Raw genomic sequence first — 15,674 nt, 5'->3', positions numbered from 1 at the left:
CTATAATAATCTAGAAGCTAGAGGAAAAAGGTGAGATAGATGGGTTTTTTATGGACAATCATATTCATGGCAGTCGTTGGAGCAGCAATTGGAGCGGTTACAAATCACCTCGCCATTAAAATGCTTTTCAGACCTCATGAAGCAAAGTATATAGGATCATGGAGAGTACCGTTCACTCCAGGCTTAATACCAAAGCGTCGGGATGAGCTTGCTAAACAATTAGGAATTACTGTTATCAAGCATTTACTGACACCTGATATTTTTAAAAAGAAATACTTCAATGATTCGATGAAAATGAAAGCTAATGATTTCATTGTAAAACAGCTTAATAAAAATATATTTCAGTCAGAGAAGACGATAGACGATTGGCTAAAGCTTGCAGGTATAGAATCTGTGCCTTCTCTTGTAAATGAAAAAATAGAAGAACAGGTTGATATACAATTTAATCGGGTTATGACGAAGTTTGAAAAGGAAACAATACGTCAAATTGCTCCACTAGATTGGCAGCTGAAGGCTGATAGCAAGGTCGGAGATATTGTTTCCTATATTCTTCAAAAGGGCGAGGAATTTTTTCAATCAGATGAAGGTAAAAGTGCAGTTAAAAAACTGATTGATGATTTCCTATCTACCAAAGGAACATTAGGTAACATGATTCAAATGTTTATGGGAGAGTCTTCTTCACTTGCTGGGAAGGTACAGCCTGAAATATTAAAGTTTCTTCGTGCCCCAGGAACAAAAGTAATGCTTGAAAATATTGTTCAAAATGAGTGGGAAAAGCTTAAGGACCGACCTTTGGCTGAGATGATGGCAGGCTTTGATTTTGATCCATTGGTGGTCAATGTAAAAGCATACTTAAAGGAACAACTTGCAATTGAAGAAAGATTAAATTATAGTTTAAACCATTACTTCCCTGGTGCCTCAGATTGGTTAGAGACTCAAATGGTACCAAAAGTAACTAATTTTGCTTTTGTCGAAGCAGAGGCAAAACTAGAGGAAGTATTAAGTAAGATGAAGCTTGAGGAAATGGTTAAAGAGCAAGTTGACTCTTTCCCAGTAGCGCGATTAGAGGATATCGTACTTGGAATCTCCAAAAGAGAGTTCAAAATGATTACTGTTCTCGGTGGTGTGCTCGGGGGGCTTATAGGAATCATTCAAGGCCTAATCGTATTTCTAACTAGCTAACAAAAGGCTAGGACAATGCCTAAATAAAGGAGCTTACAAACATGATTAACATTTACGATGATATTAACAAACTAGAGGCATCACTTCGCCAGACCGATCAATTCGCAAACGTAAAAGATGCAATAGAATCAGTAAAGGCCGACCCAGAAGCACTTGCTTTATTTCAAAGCTTCCGTAAAATTCAGCTTTCTTTACAAGAGAAACAAATGCAAGGTGAGGAAATCTCTGGTGAAGAGATCGAATATGCTCAAAAAACAGCACAGCTTGCTCAAACAAATGAAAAAATATTCCACATGCTACAAGCGGAAATGGCACTTAGCCAGATGATCGAAGAGATTAACCGTGTGTTGCTTAAACCTGTCCAAGAAATGTATGAAGGAATATAACATGAGAAGGCTCTAAGCTCTTTAGCTTAGAGCTTTTTTTATTAGCTTAAAAAGAAGGAATATATGAATAAATGCCGAATTATAAAAATGAATGACTATTCACAAAGGGGATTTAATTATGTATAAAACTTTATTATTTGAACAAGAGGGTCGTATTGCAACATTAACTTTAAATAGGCCAGATGCTATGAATGCAATGGATGAAACTATGATGGAAGAATTAGCGGAGTTATTGGAGGATTTAAAAGAAAATAAATCTATTCAAGTCCTTATCATTAAAGGGGAGGGTCGTGCTTTTTCAGCTGGTGGCGATATTAAAGCAATGCTTAACGATGAAAATCCTTTAGACATAGATGCAGCAATGGATTATTTAACTCGTATCGCACTAAACCTTTATACTTTGCCTCAAATCACCATTGCTTCCGTTCATGGAGCTGCGGCAGGTCTTGGATTTAGCATGGTTCTAGGTTGTGATATTATAATCGCTGAAGAAAATAGTAAGCTAGCGATGAACTTCATAGGAATCGGACTAATACCTGATGGAGGGGGCCACTTCTTCCTAAAAGAACGAGTAGGGATACCAAAGGCAAAGCAGCTTATGTGGAGTGGACAATTGTTTAACGGCAAGGAAGCACAAAAGTTAGGACTAGTAGACGAGGTAGCACCAGACGGAGCTGGTCATGCAACAGCCGCAGCCTATGCACAAAAACTTATTGAATCACCGGTTGCAGCAATGATCACCTCTAAAGAAATTTTACACTTATCCAAAATTCATGACTTACAAGCAATATTAAAAGGAGAATCAAAAGGTCAATCGGCAATGCGTAAAACAGCAGATCATAAAGAAGGTATTCAAGCATTCGTTGAAAAACGTAAACCGACGTTTAAAGGAGAATAATGAGTGTGAAAGAGTCAAGGTTAGCTAACCTTGGCTCTTTTTTATTGGAGAGCTTGGTTACGGGGAAATGTTTCGCCGCTAAACGGTTGAATGTGTGAGCATACGCTCGTAAAAAATGCGAATGCGCTCCTAAAAGTAGAATAGTGTCTCCTAAAGTGAGCGAACCCGCTCCTAAACGGGTGAAAAGTGCCCGTAAAGTGTATTTCCGCCCCTAAATCATCAAAAGGCGCTCCTAAAAGTAGAAAATTGTCTCCTAAATGAAGAGGAACCGCCCCTAAACGGGAGAAAAGTGCCCGTAAAGTGTACTTCCGCCCCTAAAAGATCAAAAGGCGCCCCTAAAAGTAGAAAAGTGTCTCCTAAAGTGAGCGGGCCCGCCCCTAAACGGGTGAAAAACGCCCGTAAAGTGTACTTCCGCCCCTAAACGATCAAAAGGCGCTCCTAAAAGTAGAAAAGTGTCTCCTAAAGAGAGCGGAGCCACCCCTAAACGGGTGAAAGGCGCCTCCTAAAGTGTACTTCCGCCCCTAAATCATCAAAAGGCGCTCCTAAAAGTAGAAAAGTGTCTCCTAAATGAAGCAGAAGCTCCCCTAAAATACTATCAAATCCGCACCACTTAATCCCAACACCTATATATTTTACAAATAAATTAATTTAGACTGTAACAATATGCATGTCTAAACGTTTTAGGTTAGAAGGGAGGCAAGGAAGTGAAGAAACAAAGGAAAGATGACTTAGAAACAGTCTATTTAGCTTATGCTAAGCCTCTCTACTTCTACTTACTTAAGCTAACGGGATCCGATTCCATTGCGGAAGAGCTTGTTCAGGAGACCTTTTATAGAGCGACTTTGTCCTTGGATTTATATGACGGCAGGCAAGTTAAAAGCTGGCTATATAAGGTAGCAAGAAATACATATATGGATGAATGGCGAAAACGGAAGAGGTGGAAGTGGGTACCGCTCTACGATTATCTCTCTAATTCCGAGGAATATGTTAGCCCATATGGAGTGCCAGAGGAGGATTTATTGAATCAAGAAAAATCCGGTGAAATTCAAGATATATCACTGCTCCTTCCGGAAAATTATCGGACTATATTATATTTAAGAGAGTATGAGGAGTTTTCATACGAAGAAATTGCAAAGACATTAGAGATTACATTAGATCAGGTTAAAGTAACAATACATCGGGCTAGACAGAGATTTAAACAGCTGGCAGATCGCCTTGGAAAGGATTTTGATAGGAGTGGAAAAGATGGAATGGAATGATGAGAAAGCAAAAGCAATTGTACAAAAGCATAAAAAACGTTTTTCATGGAAATTATCTTTCAATGTCATTCGTGTACTTTTAGGGATTTTTCTTGTATATGCTGTTTATATGATCTCAGTATCAATCATTTATGAAGCTACTAACGTAGGTAAGCGAACGGAATTTTATCAGAAATTAGCCGTTGATTGGACTTATCCAGGATATATCTCCACAAATTCAAGAAGTGGGACAAATGAAATTACTCCCTTTTTAACACAGAAGATTGACTTCCCTTTGATGAAAATAATAGGTAAAGAGGAGTTTGCTATAACAAAGGTTAGCCTAAATAAACCTCTTATAGACGCTTATAGCACGACTACTGTTAATGAGTATTTTCCCTATAATAGTGACAAGGGCTTTAATTTTTCTTTACCCTATAATCCTGTAACGAATGAGAAGTTAGACGAAACTCAGACACCGAATGTTTGGAATCAGTTAGAGCAAATACATGAAGGAAATGTGGCTCAACTAGCTTTTTCCATAAACGATTACTACTCTCCAGAGGAATTATTAGAATTAATTTCTCCTTATCAAATAGATGTTTTATGGATGCCAATTTATATGGGGGAATTAAAGAATTTCACTGAAGGCGGCTGGAGTGGCAGTGAAAACGATATATCATTAGCAAAACCTTGGGGATTATCAGGATTTAAAAAGGTAGATGCAGACTTTAATATCAATTATTCAACTAGCATTTTAAACAATCATTCAGTAAGGGAAAGCCAATCATCAATGCTTAGAAATATGAAAATGATGCTCGACAAAGATAAAAACCTAGCAGAAACATTGTTAGCAACAGATTATCTTCAAGAAAGACATGATTATCTTCAAAAAGAAGGATTCCAAGCTTACGGAGCAGTGGTGACAGGACCTGTGAAAGAGTTACTGAAGCTTAAAGAGGTAGAGGGCATTCATAGTGTTCAGCTAGGAGAAATTAAGCCGTGGAATTGGATCGAAGAATAGGAAAAGGGACTTAAACCGTTATATCGGGTTAAGTCCCTTTTTATATTACACATGAAACAATATAAGCTTGCCGGAGCTGTTAACTAAGCGATGTGTTTTGTTTCCGTAGCCTTTTTCGTGTATTGCTTCTTCCCCTTGTTTCTTTGCTTCGTCGTCGTTTTCATAATTCCATGTTTCCTCGACGATTAGTTCCCCTGTTGGTTCAAATGCTGTGAATTTGTATGCTTTCATGTATCATACACCCCTTATGTATTCTTAAAATTCATTATACAACAAAAATTAAAAAAAAAAAGTAAAGTCTGCTTGACATTTATTTAATAAGTAAAGTATACTTTACGTAAAGTTAGCTTTACTAAAAAGGAGGGTAACAGTGAAAAATTATGTTCGGGATAAACGAATGGAACTAGGGATGACACAGGACGAATTATCGGAAAAGTTAGAGGTGTCCCGGCAAACTATAATTTCTTTAGAAAAAGGAAAGTATAATCCATCTATTAATTTGGCTTTTAAGCTTTCCAAATTGTTTCAGTGCCATATAGAAGACATTTTCATTTACGAAGGGGAAGATTAAATGAGTGGAGAATTTGATTGGTTTACGTTTTTAATTGGATTGCCAGCGGCGATAGCAATCATGGGGATTACTTTTTTTATTTTTCGTAGAGTCGGAAAGAAGAAAAGATTATTTGATGAACGGTATAATCAAGTGCATTCAACTGCAAGATCTTATTCTTGGAAAGTCACAACAGCAGCCTTATTAGTAGCATGGATGATTATCATCATTGTGGAGGGGCCAGGATTATCATTTTTTATTATGACTGGCCTCTGGATTACACACATCGTCTCTTATGGAATAGGTGCTGCAGTAGCGGAAAAGAAAAACTAGCAAAGGAGGAATAAATCATGACTAAAGCTAAGTGGGCACTAGTGGCATCAATTTTTGCTTTAATCGGTTTACCATTAATTTTCTTAGGAATCTCTCTATATACAGGACAGTGGTATTACTTCCTATTTAGCCTACCAGCAGGGTTAACGGCAGGGATAACTGGTTTAGTTACATCTCTAGTACAAATACAAATGGAAAAGAAATAAAAAAGGGCTATTACACATTTATTTGTGTATAGCCTTTTCTATATGATAAAATAAGAACAAATATTCTATTTTTAGTGAGGTGTAGTAGAATGGCAGCTATTCGGTTTTTACATGTGGCAGATTTACATTTAGACAGCCCCTTTAAAGGATTATCATCTATCCCTAAAAATAGATGGCAGGAAATTAGAGAAAGTACATTTCATGCCTTTAATAATGTTATTCAGCATGCTTTGGCAACTAATCCGGACTTTGTTTTAATAGCCGGTGATATTTATGATGGAGAAAATCGTAGTCTGCGAGCTCAGCATTTGTTTCAAAAGGGAATGGAAGCTCTTGGAGAAGGCGGGATACCGGTTTTTATTTGTCATGGAAACCATGATCATTTGAGTGGAAGCTGGGTTCGTTTTCAGATGCCAGAGAACGTAGAGGTATTTGGACGAGATGTAGAAACAAAAACACTTAATGTTAAAGGCGAGACTGTACACATTTCTAGTTTTAGCTATAAGGAACGCCATATTCGAGAAGCAATGCATACCTATTTCCCAAAGGCAAATGGTCAGGACTTTCATATAGGAATGCTACATGGAAGTTTAGAAGGAAATAAAGAGCATGATGTCTATGCGCCGTTTCGTCAAAGTGATTTAATCGGGAAGGGGTATGACTACTGGGCGCTTGGGCATATACATAAGCGACAGGTTTTACATATGGATCCAGCAATCGTCTATCCTGGCAATATACAAAGCAGACATCGCAATGAAAGAGGGCTGAAAGGTTTCTATGAGGTAACTCTGACAAAGAACAATACAGACCTGCAATTTATCCCTTGTAGTATGTTTATCTACGATCAGCTAGAGGTTTCCTGTAAGGATATTGTCCACGCCAATGAATTGATTAGTCGGGTAGAACACCAGCTAAAAGATTATGTGGAAAGCAATGGAAACGCCATTATAGAATTAACGCTAACCGAAATTACAGAAGAGACCTTTGAAATGCTTGATACATCCTCGAGGGAGGAATGGCTAGCCATCTTTCAGGAATCTATGGATCAGCAAAATCCCTTTATCATCCTTAAGGATTTAGTTATTGACTTACCTATTAACCAACTCAATGAAACGCTGATGTTGACGGATATATGGGAAGAGTGGGACTTTACACATTGGAAGCTGGCTGTGAAGGAGTTATATCAGCATCCAAAAGGCAGTCGCTACCTTCCAAGCATAGATGAGGATTTTATTGAAGAGGTAAAAATGGAATCTAAGCAATTACTGAACAAGGCTGTAACGAGGGGAGTGTAACATATGAAAATAGAAAAGCTCCATATATACGGTTTTGGAAAGCATGAAAATATAGAAGTGGAACTTCATAAGGGGATAAATGTATTCTTTGGGGAGAATGAAGCAGGAAAGTCTACGATTCAGCAGTTTATACTGCATATTCTTTTTGGATTCCCACAGCGAAATGCACAGCTCCTTAGGTATGAGCCAAGAAGCAACACCACTTATGGCGGAAAGATACAAATCCAATCAGATGAAGGTAAGAGAGTCGTGATTGAGAGGGTAAAAGGGAAGGCGAGTGGAGATGTCACCTTATTTTTCGAGGATGGTACTCGTGGAGGAGAAAAGGAGCTTTCCACTATACTTCATTCCTACAGTCGAGTAGATTTTGAAGCTATTTTTTCATTTTCTCTGCTTCAGTTACAGGGCTTTGAAAAAATGACAGAGGAAGAGCTGACTCGTACACTACTCTCCTCTGGAACAACAGGAATGGATACGTTATCCAATGTGGAAAATCAGTTTGCAAAAGAAATGGGAGAGCTCTACAAGCCGACTGGTAGAAAGCCACTCATCAATCAAAAATTGGAAGAGTTAAGGCAGCTTGAAGTTGGGTGGAAGGAGCAAATGGAACAGGTGGAGAAATACGAGCCATCTATCCAGCGTCTAAATGAAATAGAGCAGCTCTTAAGTGAAATGATAGAGCGTGAGAAGGAGCTGGCGGGGCAACTACAGAATTATTCTCGTTGGAAACAATTAAAACCACTAAAAATAGCTGAAATCGAGCTTATCGAGGAGTTGGATAAGCTTCCAATACAATTATTTCCACCGGAAGGGATTCGCCGCTATGAGGCTATTAAGGATAAGCAGACAAATACACAAATTGCTGCAGAACAACTAAACCAGGAGTTGCAGCTAACGGTTCATGCTACTGAAACAATTTCACTAGAAAAGCTGAATGAAATTCAGGGATTTTTGAGTCAGGAATCTCATTGGCATCAGTTACGTGCCAAGCGAGTTCAGTTAGAGGAAGAACAGAACAAAACTCTACAGCAACAAATGCAACAGCTTAGCCTAATTGGCATGGAGTGGGAAAAAAGTTTAGTCAGTATTATTGACGCAGATATGTCTATGCAGCAAGAGGATCGGCTCGTGACAATGCTTCAAGAACAAGAGCAACTGGACCACCAACATCAGCAAGAAAGCCGTTTATTGAATTTGAAGAAACAGGATTCGGAGCAGCTACAAAAAAGGATACAGGAATCGAAACGCTCTCGGTCATCATCTAGTGGCCAAGGTAACTCAATGGGTATCTTATTTTCGGTAATAGGATTTATATTAGTTATTGGCGTTATCTTTAGCTTTCTTGCCTCTAATTGGTTAATTGCTCTCCTTGCTATTATTATAAGCGTTGTTGTCTATGGAGGCTTTAAATTGCTCGTTAGAGGGCTGAATAAAGAGAATGATGTCCGTCAATATACAAGCTTACTAGAAAACGAGCTAAGCGGACTCACTGAACAAATTACTCTGCTAGAAGAAACAGTGATAGAAACAGAACAGAGGAAGAGGGGCCTGAAACAAAGAATTTCAGCATTTTTAAAGAAATATCATATTAGTGAGGAGCTTTCTCCTAATTTATTAACGGACCTGTTTAATCGTTTGAGAATGATTCAGGATTACCAAATTCAACTGGACCAAATGGAAGGTAAGTTAGAGGAAGTTAGCAGAAGCTTGCGAGACTTGAAAAATCGTGCCCAACATTTAACGAACTTCCAGTTAGCAGATGACCTTCTATTCCACCAACTACGTGAAATTTATTTAACAGAAAAGAAAAAGTTAGAGGAAGAGCAGACGACTATTAATAAAATAACGAAACTCAAGGAAAAGCTTAAGGAGCTACAATTGTTATTAAAAGCTCAGGATCAACAGATGACATTGCTTTTCCAAGAGACTGGGGTTACAACAGAAAGTGATTATTATCAAGCTCATTTAGTGTCTCAGAAGAGAGCTACATTAGAAAGAGAATTAGAGCAAGTTAGGATACAATTAGGCGATAGTCAAGTAGGTATCGATGATTTTGAGGAAGGCTTTGAAGAAACAGCAAGAAAATCTCTAAATGAGATGAAAGAAAAAAGTCAGGTTCTTTTAGAGGAAAAGGCATCATTGCTATATGAAACGAGTCGCTTGCTCGAAAATGAGAAGCAAAGTGAAAAATTACAAGAATTAGAAGAAAAAAAATCCGAGCTGTATGAGCTAGTTAAAAAATGGGCTGCTTATAAAACAGTGACAGAAGCTATTAAACAGACATTGTTACAACTAAAAGAAGAAAGACTTCCGGAGGTTCTTGAAAAAGCAAAATGCTATTTTCGGATATTAACTAACGAATCCTACGAGCAGTTAGAGTTTACGCCTGACGGTCTTTTCGAAGCAGTCAAGCCTAGCGGAGAACGATTTAAGATAGCAGAGATAAGTCAGGCCACAAAGGAGCAGGCATATATTGCCTTAAGAGTTTCCTTAGCAGTTTCGTTAAAGAATAAAATTTCTTTTCCTATTATTCTGGATGATCCTTTTGTACATTTCGATCGAAACCGATTAAAACAAGTGGTACAATTAATGCAAGAGCTACAAGATGAACATCAACTATTGTATTTTACATGTCATGAGCATATGCGTCTTAGTTGGAATGAGGCTCATATAATAGAGGTAGCGACATTACAAGTTGGAAGTGGAGGGGTTTTGAGATGAAGGGAATTACACAGCTACGAGTAGGAGATCCTGTCGATCATTTCTTACTGATTAAACAATCAACTAAAGGTGTTACAACAGTTGGAAAACCATTTATGTCACTTGTACTGCAGGATAAAAGTGGAGATATCGAGGCCAAGCTATGGGATACCAACGAGGAGCATGAAAAACAATATGCTGCTAGTCAAATAGTGCGCGTTGGGGGAGAAATACAAGATTATCGTGGAAAGTTTCAGCTACGTGTAAAGAGTATTCGACCTGTTAAAGCAGATGAGACGATAACCATTCACGATTTAGTTCCATCAGCAGAAAAGTCAAAAGAAGAATTGATGGAGGAATTACTACAATTTTTCTTCGAGATGAAAAATCCTTTGATACAACGAGTAACGCGCCATTTACTAAAAAAACATCAAACAGCGTTTATGACTTATCCAGCAGCTACTAAAAACCATCATGATTATGCTTCTGGTTTAATTGATCATGTCGTTTCTATGCTAAAGCTTGGAAAATCCCTATGCGACCTTTACCCAACATTAAACAAAGATCTTCTTTATGCAGGAATCATCTTACATGATATAGGGAAGGTATTAGAACTATCGGGGCCAGTAGCTACTACGTACACAGTTGAAGGTAACCTGTTAGGACATATTACGATTATGGTGAATGAAATATCAAAAGCAGCAGAGGAGCTTCAAATTGATGGAGAGGAAGTAATGCTACTTCAACATATGGTGCTTTCTCATCATGGAAAAGAAGAGTGGGGTAGTCCGAAGCGACCGATGGTGCGTGAAGCAGAAATACTGCATTATATTGATAATATTGATGCTAAGATGAATATGCTTAATCGAGCATTGGATAAAACGAATCCGGGAGAATTTACAGAGCGTTTATTCCCGTTAGAAAATCGTTCTTTCTATAAGCCTACTTTTGAATAAAGAAAATCGTAGAGGCCATTGAAGGCCTTTACGATTTTTTTATGGAAAAAAAGCTCAAAATGATTATTAATAGTAGTGTTTAGCACAAGTTCCACGGTCTTGAGGGCAAATGGAGATGTACCCGAAAGAGAAACCTCCATACTTCCGTGGGTCATGTGTACACGATATTTTTATAGGTTTAACGTTTTTCATGTTTGTAGATATAAAAAAGGGATCACGGCATGAGCCGCGATCCCTTATAGCAAAATAGTTAATCCTGCTAGTTTGAATTATTTTTCGCTTTTTTCAGTAGAAGCATCGTCTTTTGTTTTTGATTCATCTGTAGTATCGGCAGCTTCACCAGCATTTAAAAATTCATCAAGGGCAGCTTCTAAATCTTTATCCTTGATATCAATTTTAGCATCCTTTAATAGCTTAGCGATTTTTGGTAGTAATGCAGATTGGTCTGCTTTTTCAAGCTTCAAGTTTTTCTCTATTTCAGCTTTTTTGTCTTCATATGATTCTTTAACTTCACGCTTGTCCGTTACTTCGATAATATGGTAGCCAAAGCTAGATTTAACTGGTTCACTAATTACATTAGGCTCTAAAGCAAATGCAGCTTTTTCAAATTCTGCGTCCATAGCACCTTTACCGAACCATCCAAGCTCTCCGCCGCTTTCTTGTGCAGCAGGTTCTGTAGAGTAAGCTTTTGCAACTTCAGCAAATTCTTTACCAGAATCTAATTCAGCTTTAACTTTTTTAGCTGTTTCTTCATCTTCTACAAGAACGTGGCGAGCATTAACTTCGTTTTTGGTATTTTCATATTCCGCTTTAATTTCATCTTCAGAAACCTTTACATCTTCGATCATAGCAGCTTCTTGTAAAAGATTAAGGCGTAAATATTTTTTGTATGATTCTTCTGTGTATCCTTGTTGAGCTAGCAACGTTTCAAAATTTTCTCCTAGCTGTTCTTTATCAGCTTTTAGCTGAGCGTCTACTTGTTTATCGGTAACATCGTACTTAGAGTCAAGTACTTTTTCAATCATAAGAAGTTGGAAAGCTTGTTCTCCAATGGAAGCTTTCATTTCTTCATATAAATCATTTTGCGTGATGTCGCCTACTTTAGATGTTGCAATTACTTCGCTGCTATCTGCAGAATCATTGCTACATGCTCCTAATGCAAGAACAGATGCTGCTAATGTTAATGATAAAACTGTTTTTTTCATGGAAATCTCTCCTAACTTCATCATGTTGCAAGTGTAACTATAACATAAACGAAACAAAAACAAAAATAGTTCCCGTTCATTTGCCTACCATATTTTGAAACCACAGCATAGGATAAATTAGAAAAGGGAGGTGTTCTAAATGGGTGGACAATATAACAACTATGGCGGTGGCTATGGATCAGGTTCAGGCTTCGCTTTATTAGTAGTTCTGTTTATTCTTTTGATTATCGTTGGCGCTGCATTCATCTACTAACGAAATCAAGAACTGAGATCGCTTAGGCGATCTTGGTCTATATTTCTTTCAGAAATAAGAAATGACCCAATCATTTTAATGATTTGGGTCAATTTTTCTCTTAAACTGCGTAAACCAACTCAACATAGAAAGATACAAGAAGAATCGTAATTAATATATTAATGGTTCTAAAAATCTTAGGATGTTTTTCTTCTGGGATTTCTTTTGACATTACAAGCGCATAAGTCATTCGATTAATTTGTAGCAAGTAAAATGCCGAGAATAGAACTAAAGTAAATATAATCATGTCTAAACTCCCTTCATATACACTAAGCATATCAAATAAGGAGCAGTAGTTACAAGTGTAACATATTGCTAATAATTCGAAACAGCTACTAAAATTTGATAACCAGCGTCAGTTTCTTCAATAAATGCACTTTTAGGTGACTTGCTTAAATTCTTTACATAAATTAAGTCTATAAAACACATTCCGCAGTGATAGGCAAAGAGCATCGTAAAATAATGTGCAAAGGTTGGTGCTAGCAATGCCCCTATTAAAATAGCAGAATTGATAAATATAAAAGGAGCAATTAATGAAAATAAAAATCTATTCTTATTGATTGGATCGCACACTCTAATAGAAACGATTGGAAGAATACCATACCGTCTCTTTACGGTAACTTTAATATTATTTCGAATTGTAAACAATGGAATAAAATGAATTATTTTATGAAGCGGATAAACCATTAATACCCCTATAGCGAATAGCCAAAAGAAGTCATCAGATTTATGAGAATCATTTATAATTCCTAGTAAGGCATATGCGATAGAAAAAACGGCAATTACCATAATAGATGATAGAAGAAATAAACGCTCCATGCCGTATTGTTTTTTGACATTAATGGTTTTCCAGCAATGCAAGATAGATGCATCTCCTATAAAATAAATTATATTTCAGATACATACAATACGATGTTTCTATAAAAAATACAAGCTTAATAAATATTAAAATTTATAGAGCGCTTACATTGCTGGTTTAACGCTATTCTGCCTTAGTAAAAGAATCATCAATGTTCTGAATAGAACGCTCAAATATCTCCATAAAATCGTCGCCATATATATTTCGGATTACAGCCATCACATCCATGAACTCTGGGAACCTTCCATAAAGATCCTTTACAGGACGAGAGCCTTCAATAACAGAATGAGGAGTTTCATGATAATTTTCATACATTTCCTCTAAAAGCTGCTGACCTTTTTCAGTTACATCTACGTATGTGTTACGCTTGTCCGTATCTCGTTTAGAAAAAGAAAGTAATCCTCTTTCCTCTAGCTTTTTGGAAAAGTTAAAGGCAGTAGACACATGCATTACTCCAAATTTTGCAACATCGGAAATAGTAGCGCCTTTAAGGTGATAAGAAATCCATAAAATATGATGCTCATTAATATTTAGATCATAGGGCTTAATCCAAGTTTGCCAATCTTTTTCGACTGCCTTCCAAAGAGCTTTTGAAAGTTGAGCTATTCGCTGACTATATAGCATTGCTTCCTTCATCGTATAAAATTGATCAGTCATCTCGTATGCCTTCTTTCTGAGTTATAATCTTTACACATTATAGCAATAAAGTAAGGAAGTTGAAATAAAATATTTAAAAATATTATTAATTTTATAATAATTTAATATAGAAAGAGACAAAGAGAAATACGATTTCGCAATGCCGAACAATCTATTAAAAAAGATCTTCCTATGCTTACAACAGAGAAAAATGAAAAAAGGAGGGGAAAGCACCTCCATATTCTTTTAAAAAAAGTATGCCTTTAATCTAAAAGACTAAATGCATACTTCTTTTTAGCGGGTTTCTGCAACCTCATTTTTCTTAGGAAGTGCTTGCTCAAGCTGTTCAATAGCTGATTGGATAGAAGAAATTTCATTTTGTAGTTGTTGCTGGAGAGGCAGTGTACCATTTTGCCACTTTTCGACGCTTTCTTTTACGTCCTTTACTGTTCTTGGAATCATTACCTGTGATTCTGCCTTTAAGCTTTGTATGGATACTTTTACTTTACGTAGCTGATCGTTAATATCAGAGAGCTTTTCTTTGTAATCGGCAGATACGGTTTTAATATTTTCCCTAACTTCTGTACCACTTTTAGGGGTGGATAAAAGTACGGTCGTAGCTCCTGTTAATGCTCCAAGAGCTACACCAATTAATAATTGTGATACTTTCATTCAAATCACTCCTTATATGTATATATTATTCCTTTCCTTTCCATTATTAAAACATAATATTGAATACAAAAAAAGCTTTCCTTGTAAAAGGAAAGCTTTTGGTATTTAAATAGTAAGTGCTGTCTTAAAATTGGAGCGTCTTACAAGTTTTCCGACAATCGGATAAATGATAAAAAACGCTATACCGTTTATAAAGACCGCTGGTAAAACGACAATTACGAAAAGTTCTGTAAAGACTGCGCCTGCATTGAAGATGAATATAGCAGTAGATAGGAATACAGTACCAGAGACTAATGTTCCAATACACGTTAAAACAATTGCAGTCGCTAATTTGTTTGCTAACTTTTTAAGTAATATCACTAATCCGAAGAAAACTAAAGCAGTTATTAACTTGTCAATAATATTAGGAACAAATCCTCCAGGGAAGGTAGAAAACAATCCCGATATAATTCCTGTAGATAGCCCTAGTAAAAAGACATTTTTAATTTCTGGGAATAATAATATTCCAATAAACATCATCGTCAACATAAAATCTGGCTTCATACCCCCATTAAAACCTGGAATAATAATATAAAGCACAGCTCCCACACCGACTAGCAACGACATTAGCACAAGATTTTTCGTATTCATTTCTCATCTCTCCTCAACTTTTCTCAACTATTTGGTTCTTCTAACGTATCCTCATGATCGTTAGCAAGAATCTTATTTATGATTGTAAGGCTTTTTCCTTATAAAAGCAATTAGTTGGACATTAATTTATCTGATAGTTCTTTGGCTAACTCTTGAATCATTTCTGATGAATAAGTTTTTTCTTTTGTGTTCCAAGTAAGCTTCAGTCCGTCTGTTTGATCGTAGCGTGGAATGAAATGCAAGTGAAAATGGAAGACGCTTTGCCCAGCTGGGGCACCGTTATTATTTAATAAGTTCATCCCAACGGGTCCGAATGTATCCTTCAATACAGTCGCGATTTTTGGGACTACCTTAAACAAGTTGCTTGCCTCTTCTTCACTTAAGTCATATACATTTTCCTTGTGACTTTTAGGAATAATTAAAGTATGTCCTTTAGTTAAGGGCATAATATCCATAAAAGCATAGACATACTCATCCTCATAAATTTTTGCACTTGGAATGGAACCATCAATTATTTTACAAAAAATACAGTTAGTCATGAAAAAACCTCCTATTCATTGTTAGGATGAGTTTAACATATAATAGGACAAGTTTGTTTTTCTTTTCTAAACA

The 15,674-nt window shown here is 36.7% G+C and carries 20 protein-coding genes; 12 read left to right on the top strand and 8 right to left on the bottom strand.

The window, feature by feature from the left end:
- The first annotated feature begins 39 nt into the window (after positions 1–39).
- From ACQKNZ_RS14995 to ACQKNZ_RS14975, 5 genes are all read left to right on the top strand, one after another.
- A complete protein-coding gene (locus ACQKNZ_RS14995; protein WP_427660468.1) occupies positions 40–1,182 on the top strand; it encodes a DUF445 domain-containing protein in 1,143 nt (380 codons plus the stop codon).
- Positions 1,183–1,223: 41 nt separating this feature from the next.
- Positions 1,224–1,568 (top strand): YlbF family regulator, encoded by a 345-nt coding sequence (locus tag ACQKNZ_RS14990; protein WP_151113008.1) that lies wholly within the window; start codon positions 1,224–1,226, stop codon positions 1,566–1,568.
- A 118-nt stretch (positions 1,569–1,686) separates the two neighbouring features.
- Positions 1,687–2,466, top strand: a complete 780-nt coding sequence (locus ACQKNZ_RS14985) for an enoyl-CoA hydratase (RefSeq protein WP_191697590.1) — start codon at positions 1,687–1,689, stop codon at positions 2,464–2,466.
- Positions 2,467–3,170: 704 nt separating this feature from the next.
- Positions 3,171–3,725 carry a sigma-70 family RNA polymerase sigma factor gene (locus ACQKNZ_RS14980; RefSeq protein WP_427660465.1) on the top strand — a complete coding sequence of 185 codons (555 nt, stop codon included), beginning with the start codon at positions 3,171–3,173 and terminating at the stop codon, positions 3,723–3,725.
- Positions 3,712–4,728 (top strand): anti sigma factor C-terminal domain-containing protein, encoded by a 1,017-nt coding sequence (locus tag ACQKNZ_RS14975; protein WP_427660463.1) that lies wholly within the window; start codon positions 3,712–3,714, stop codon positions 4,726–4,728. The genes ACQKNZ_RS14980 and ACQKNZ_RS14975 overlap by 14 nt, the downstream gene beginning before the upstream one ends.
- A gap of 45 nt (positions 4,729–4,773) precedes the next feature.
- On the opposite strand, the gene ACQKNZ_RS14970 is transcribed toward ACQKNZ_RS14975, so the two are convergent.
- Positions 4,774–4,959: a YhzD family protein gene (locus ACQKNZ_RS14970; protein ID WP_144541759.1), complete on the bottom strand. Its 186-nt coding sequence runs from the start codon at positions 4,957–4,959 to the stop codon at positions 4,774–4,776.
- A 139-nt stretch (positions 4,960–5,098) separates the two neighbouring features.
- Here ACQKNZ_RS14970 and ACQKNZ_RS14965 point away from each other — a divergent pair, with 139 nt between their 5' ends.
- The 6 genes from ACQKNZ_RS14965 to yhaM all read left to right on the top strand — a co-directional run bounded on the left by ACQKNZ_RS14965 (position 5,099) and on the right by yhaM (position 10,768).
- Entirely contained in the window at positions 5,099–5,299 is a 201-nt protein-coding gene (locus ACQKNZ_RS14965; RefSeq protein ID WP_144541761.1) for a helix-turn-helix transcriptional regulator, read from the top strand.
- Positions 5,300–5,611 carry a DUF3796 domain-containing protein gene (locus tag ACQKNZ_RS14960; RefSeq protein ID WP_151113014.1) on the top strand — a complete coding sequence of 104 codons (312 nt, stop codon included), beginning with the start codon at positions 5,300–5,302 and terminating at the stop codon, positions 5,609–5,611.
- A 17-nt stretch (positions 5,612–5,628) separates the two neighbouring features.
- On the top strand, positions 5,629–5,817 hold the full coding sequence (locus tag ACQKNZ_RS14955) for a hypothetical protein (protein ID WP_151113016.1): 189 nt from the start codon (positions 5,629–5,631) through the stop codon (positions 5,815–5,817).
- 89 nt (positions 5,818–5,906) lie between these two features.
- Positions 5,907–7,112 (top strand): metallophosphoesterase family protein, encoded by a 1,206-nt coding sequence (locus tag ACQKNZ_RS14950; RefSeq protein WP_427660460.1) that lies wholly within the window; start codon positions 5,907–5,909, stop codon positions 7,110–7,112.
- 3 nt (positions 7,113–7,115) lie between these two features.
- Positions 7,116–9,833: an AAA family ATPase gene (locus tag ACQKNZ_RS14945; RefSeq protein WP_427660458.1), complete on the top strand. Its 2,718-nt coding sequence runs from the start codon at positions 7,116–7,118 to the stop codon at positions 9,831–9,833.
- The gene (gene yhaM / locus ACQKNZ_RS14940; protein ID WP_144541771.1) at positions 9,830–10,768 is read left to right on the top strand and encodes a 3'-5' exoribonuclease YhaM; all 939 of its coding nucleotides are present in this window, start codon (positions 9,830–9,832) and stop codon (positions 10,766–10,768) included. Before ACQKNZ_RS14945 ends, yhaM begins: the two co-directional genes overlap by 4 nt.
- A gap of 269 nt (positions 10,769–11,037) precedes the next feature.
- Here the strand turns inward: yhaM and ACQKNZ_RS14935 are convergent, their stop codons facing one another.
- Positions 11,038–11,973 carry a peptidylprolyl isomerase gene (locus ACQKNZ_RS14935; RefSeq protein ID WP_144541773.1) on the bottom strand — a complete coding sequence of 312 codons (936 nt, stop codon included), beginning with the start codon at positions 11,971–11,973 and terminating at the stop codon, positions 11,038–11,040.
- 139 nt (positions 11,974–12,112) lie between these two features.
- On the opposite strand from ACQKNZ_RS14935, the gene ACQKNZ_RS14930 reads away from it, so the two are divergent.
- Positions 12,113–12,226, top strand: a complete 114-nt coding sequence (locus ACQKNZ_RS14930; protein WP_144541775.1) for a YjcZ family sporulation protein — start codon at positions 12,113–12,115, stop codon at positions 12,224–12,226.
- A 100-nt stretch (positions 12,227–12,326) separates the two neighbouring features.
- Here the strand turns inward: ACQKNZ_RS14930 and ACQKNZ_RS14925 are convergent, their stop codons facing one another.
- The 6 genes from ACQKNZ_RS14925 to ACQKNZ_RS14900 all read right to left on the bottom strand — a co-directional run bounded on the left by ACQKNZ_RS14925 (position 12,327) and on the right by ACQKNZ_RS14900 (position 15,601).
- Positions 12,327–12,512: a hypothetical protein gene (locus ACQKNZ_RS14925; RefSeq protein ID WP_090570160.1), complete on the bottom strand. Its 186-nt coding sequence runs from the start codon at positions 12,510–12,512 to the stop codon at positions 12,327–12,329.
- 68 nt (positions 12,513–12,580) lie between these two features.
- On the bottom strand, positions 12,581–13,126 hold the full coding sequence (locus ACQKNZ_RS14920; RefSeq protein ID WP_144541776.1) for a DUF3267 domain-containing protein: 546 nt from the start codon (positions 13,124–13,126) through the stop codon (positions 12,581–12,583).
- Positions 13,127–13,247: 121 nt separating this feature from the next.
- Entirely contained in the window at positions 13,248–13,781 is a 534-nt protein-coding gene (locus ACQKNZ_RS14915; RefSeq protein ID WP_144541778.1) for an HTH-type transcriptional regulator Hpr, read from the bottom strand.
- A gap of 273 nt (positions 13,782–14,054) precedes the next feature.
- The gene (locus tag ACQKNZ_RS14910) at positions 14,055–14,432 is read right to left on the bottom strand and encodes a YtxH domain-containing protein (RefSeq protein WP_144541780.1); all 378 of its coding nucleotides are present in this window, start codon (positions 14,430–14,432) and stop codon (positions 14,055–14,057) included.
- 105 nt (positions 14,433–14,537) lie between these two features.
- Positions 14,538–15,062 carry a tryptophan transporter gene (locus ACQKNZ_RS14905; RefSeq protein ID WP_191697595.1) on the bottom strand — a complete coding sequence of 175 codons (525 nt, stop codon included), beginning with the start codon at positions 15,060–15,062 and terminating at the stop codon, positions 14,538–14,540.
- Between the two features lie 110 nt (positions 15,063–15,172).
- Positions 15,173–15,601 carry an HIT family protein gene (locus tag ACQKNZ_RS14900; protein WP_151113022.1) on the bottom strand — a complete coding sequence of 143 codons (429 nt, stop codon included), beginning with the start codon at positions 15,599–15,601 and terminating at the stop codon, positions 15,173–15,175.
- Between the last annotated feature and the right edge of the window lie 73 nt (positions 15,602–15,674).

The sequence above is a fragment of the Psychrobacillus sp. NPDC093200 genome, assembly GCF_050280345.1.
Lineage (GTDB): Bacteria > Bacillota > Bacilli > Bacillales_A > Planococcaceae > Psychrobacillus > Psychrobacillus faecigallinarum.
Note: the sequence above shows the minus strand (reverse complement) of the source record. Positions and strands in the feature narration are given on the sequence as shown.

Coding starts and splice junctions, on each gene's coding strand:
- ACQKNZ_RS14910 (WP_144541780.1), bottom strand. CDS start 14,432: ATGAAAGTATCACAATTATTAATTGGTGTAGCTCTTGGAGCATTAACA.
- ACQKNZ_RS14950 (WP_427660460.1), top strand. CDS start 5,907: ATGGCAGCTATTCGGTTTTTACATGTGGCAGATTTACATTTAGACAGC.
- ACQKNZ_RS14905 (WP_191697595.1), bottom strand. CDS start 15,062: ATGAATACGAAAAATCTTGTGCTAATGTCGTTGCTAGTCGGTGTGGGA.
- ACQKNZ_RS14975 (WP_427660463.1), top strand. CDS start 3,712: ATGGAATGGAATGATGAGAAAGCAAAAGCAATTGTACAAAAGCATAAA.
- ACQKNZ_RS14960 (WP_151113014.1), top strand. CDS start 5,300: ATGAGTGGAGAATTTGATTGGTTTACGTTTTTAATTGGATTGCCAGCG.
- ACQKNZ_RS14955 (WP_151113016.1), top strand. CDS start 5,629: ATGACTAAAGCTAAGTGGGCACTAGTGGCATCAATTTTTGCTTTAATC.
- ACQKNZ_RS14900 (WP_151113022.1), bottom strand. CDS start 15,601: ATGACTAACTGTATTTTTTGTAAAATAATTGATGGTTCCATTCCAAGT.
- ACQKNZ_RS14990 (WP_151113008.1), top strand. CDS start 1,224: ATGATTAACATTTACGATGATATTAACAAACTAGAGGCATCACTTCGC.
- ACQKNZ_RS14925 (WP_090570160.1), bottom strand. CDS start 12,512: ATGATTATATTTACTTTAGTTCTATTCTCGGCATTTTACTTGCTACAA.
- ACQKNZ_RS14945 (WP_427660458.1), top strand. CDS start 7,116: ATGAAAATAGAAAAGCTCCATATATACGGTTTTGGAAAGCATGAAAAT.
- ACQKNZ_RS14935 (WP_144541773.1), bottom strand. CDS start 11,973: ATGAAAAAAACAGTTTTATCATTAACATTAGCAGCATCTGTTCTTGCA.
- yhaM (WP_144541771.1), top strand. CDS start 9,830: ATGAAGGGAATTACACAGCTACGAGTAGGAGATCCTGTCGATCATTTC.
- ACQKNZ_RS14995 (WP_427660468.1), top strand. CDS start 40: ATGGGTTTTTTATGGACAATCATATTCATGGCAGTCGTTGGAGCAGCA.
- ACQKNZ_RS14985 (WP_191697590.1), top strand. CDS start 1,687: ATGTATAAAACTTTATTATTTGAACAAGAGGGTCGTATTGCAACATTA.
- ACQKNZ_RS14915 (WP_144541778.1), bottom strand. CDS start 13,781: ATGACTGATCAATTTTATACGATGAAGGAAGCAATGCTATATAGTCAG.
- ACQKNZ_RS14970 (WP_144541759.1), bottom strand. CDS start 4,959: ATGAAAGCATACAAATTCACAGCATTTGAACCAACAGGGGAACTAATC.
- ACQKNZ_RS14930 (WP_144541775.1), top strand. CDS start 12,113: ATGGGTGGACAATATAACAACTATGGCGGTGGCTATGGATCAGGTTCA.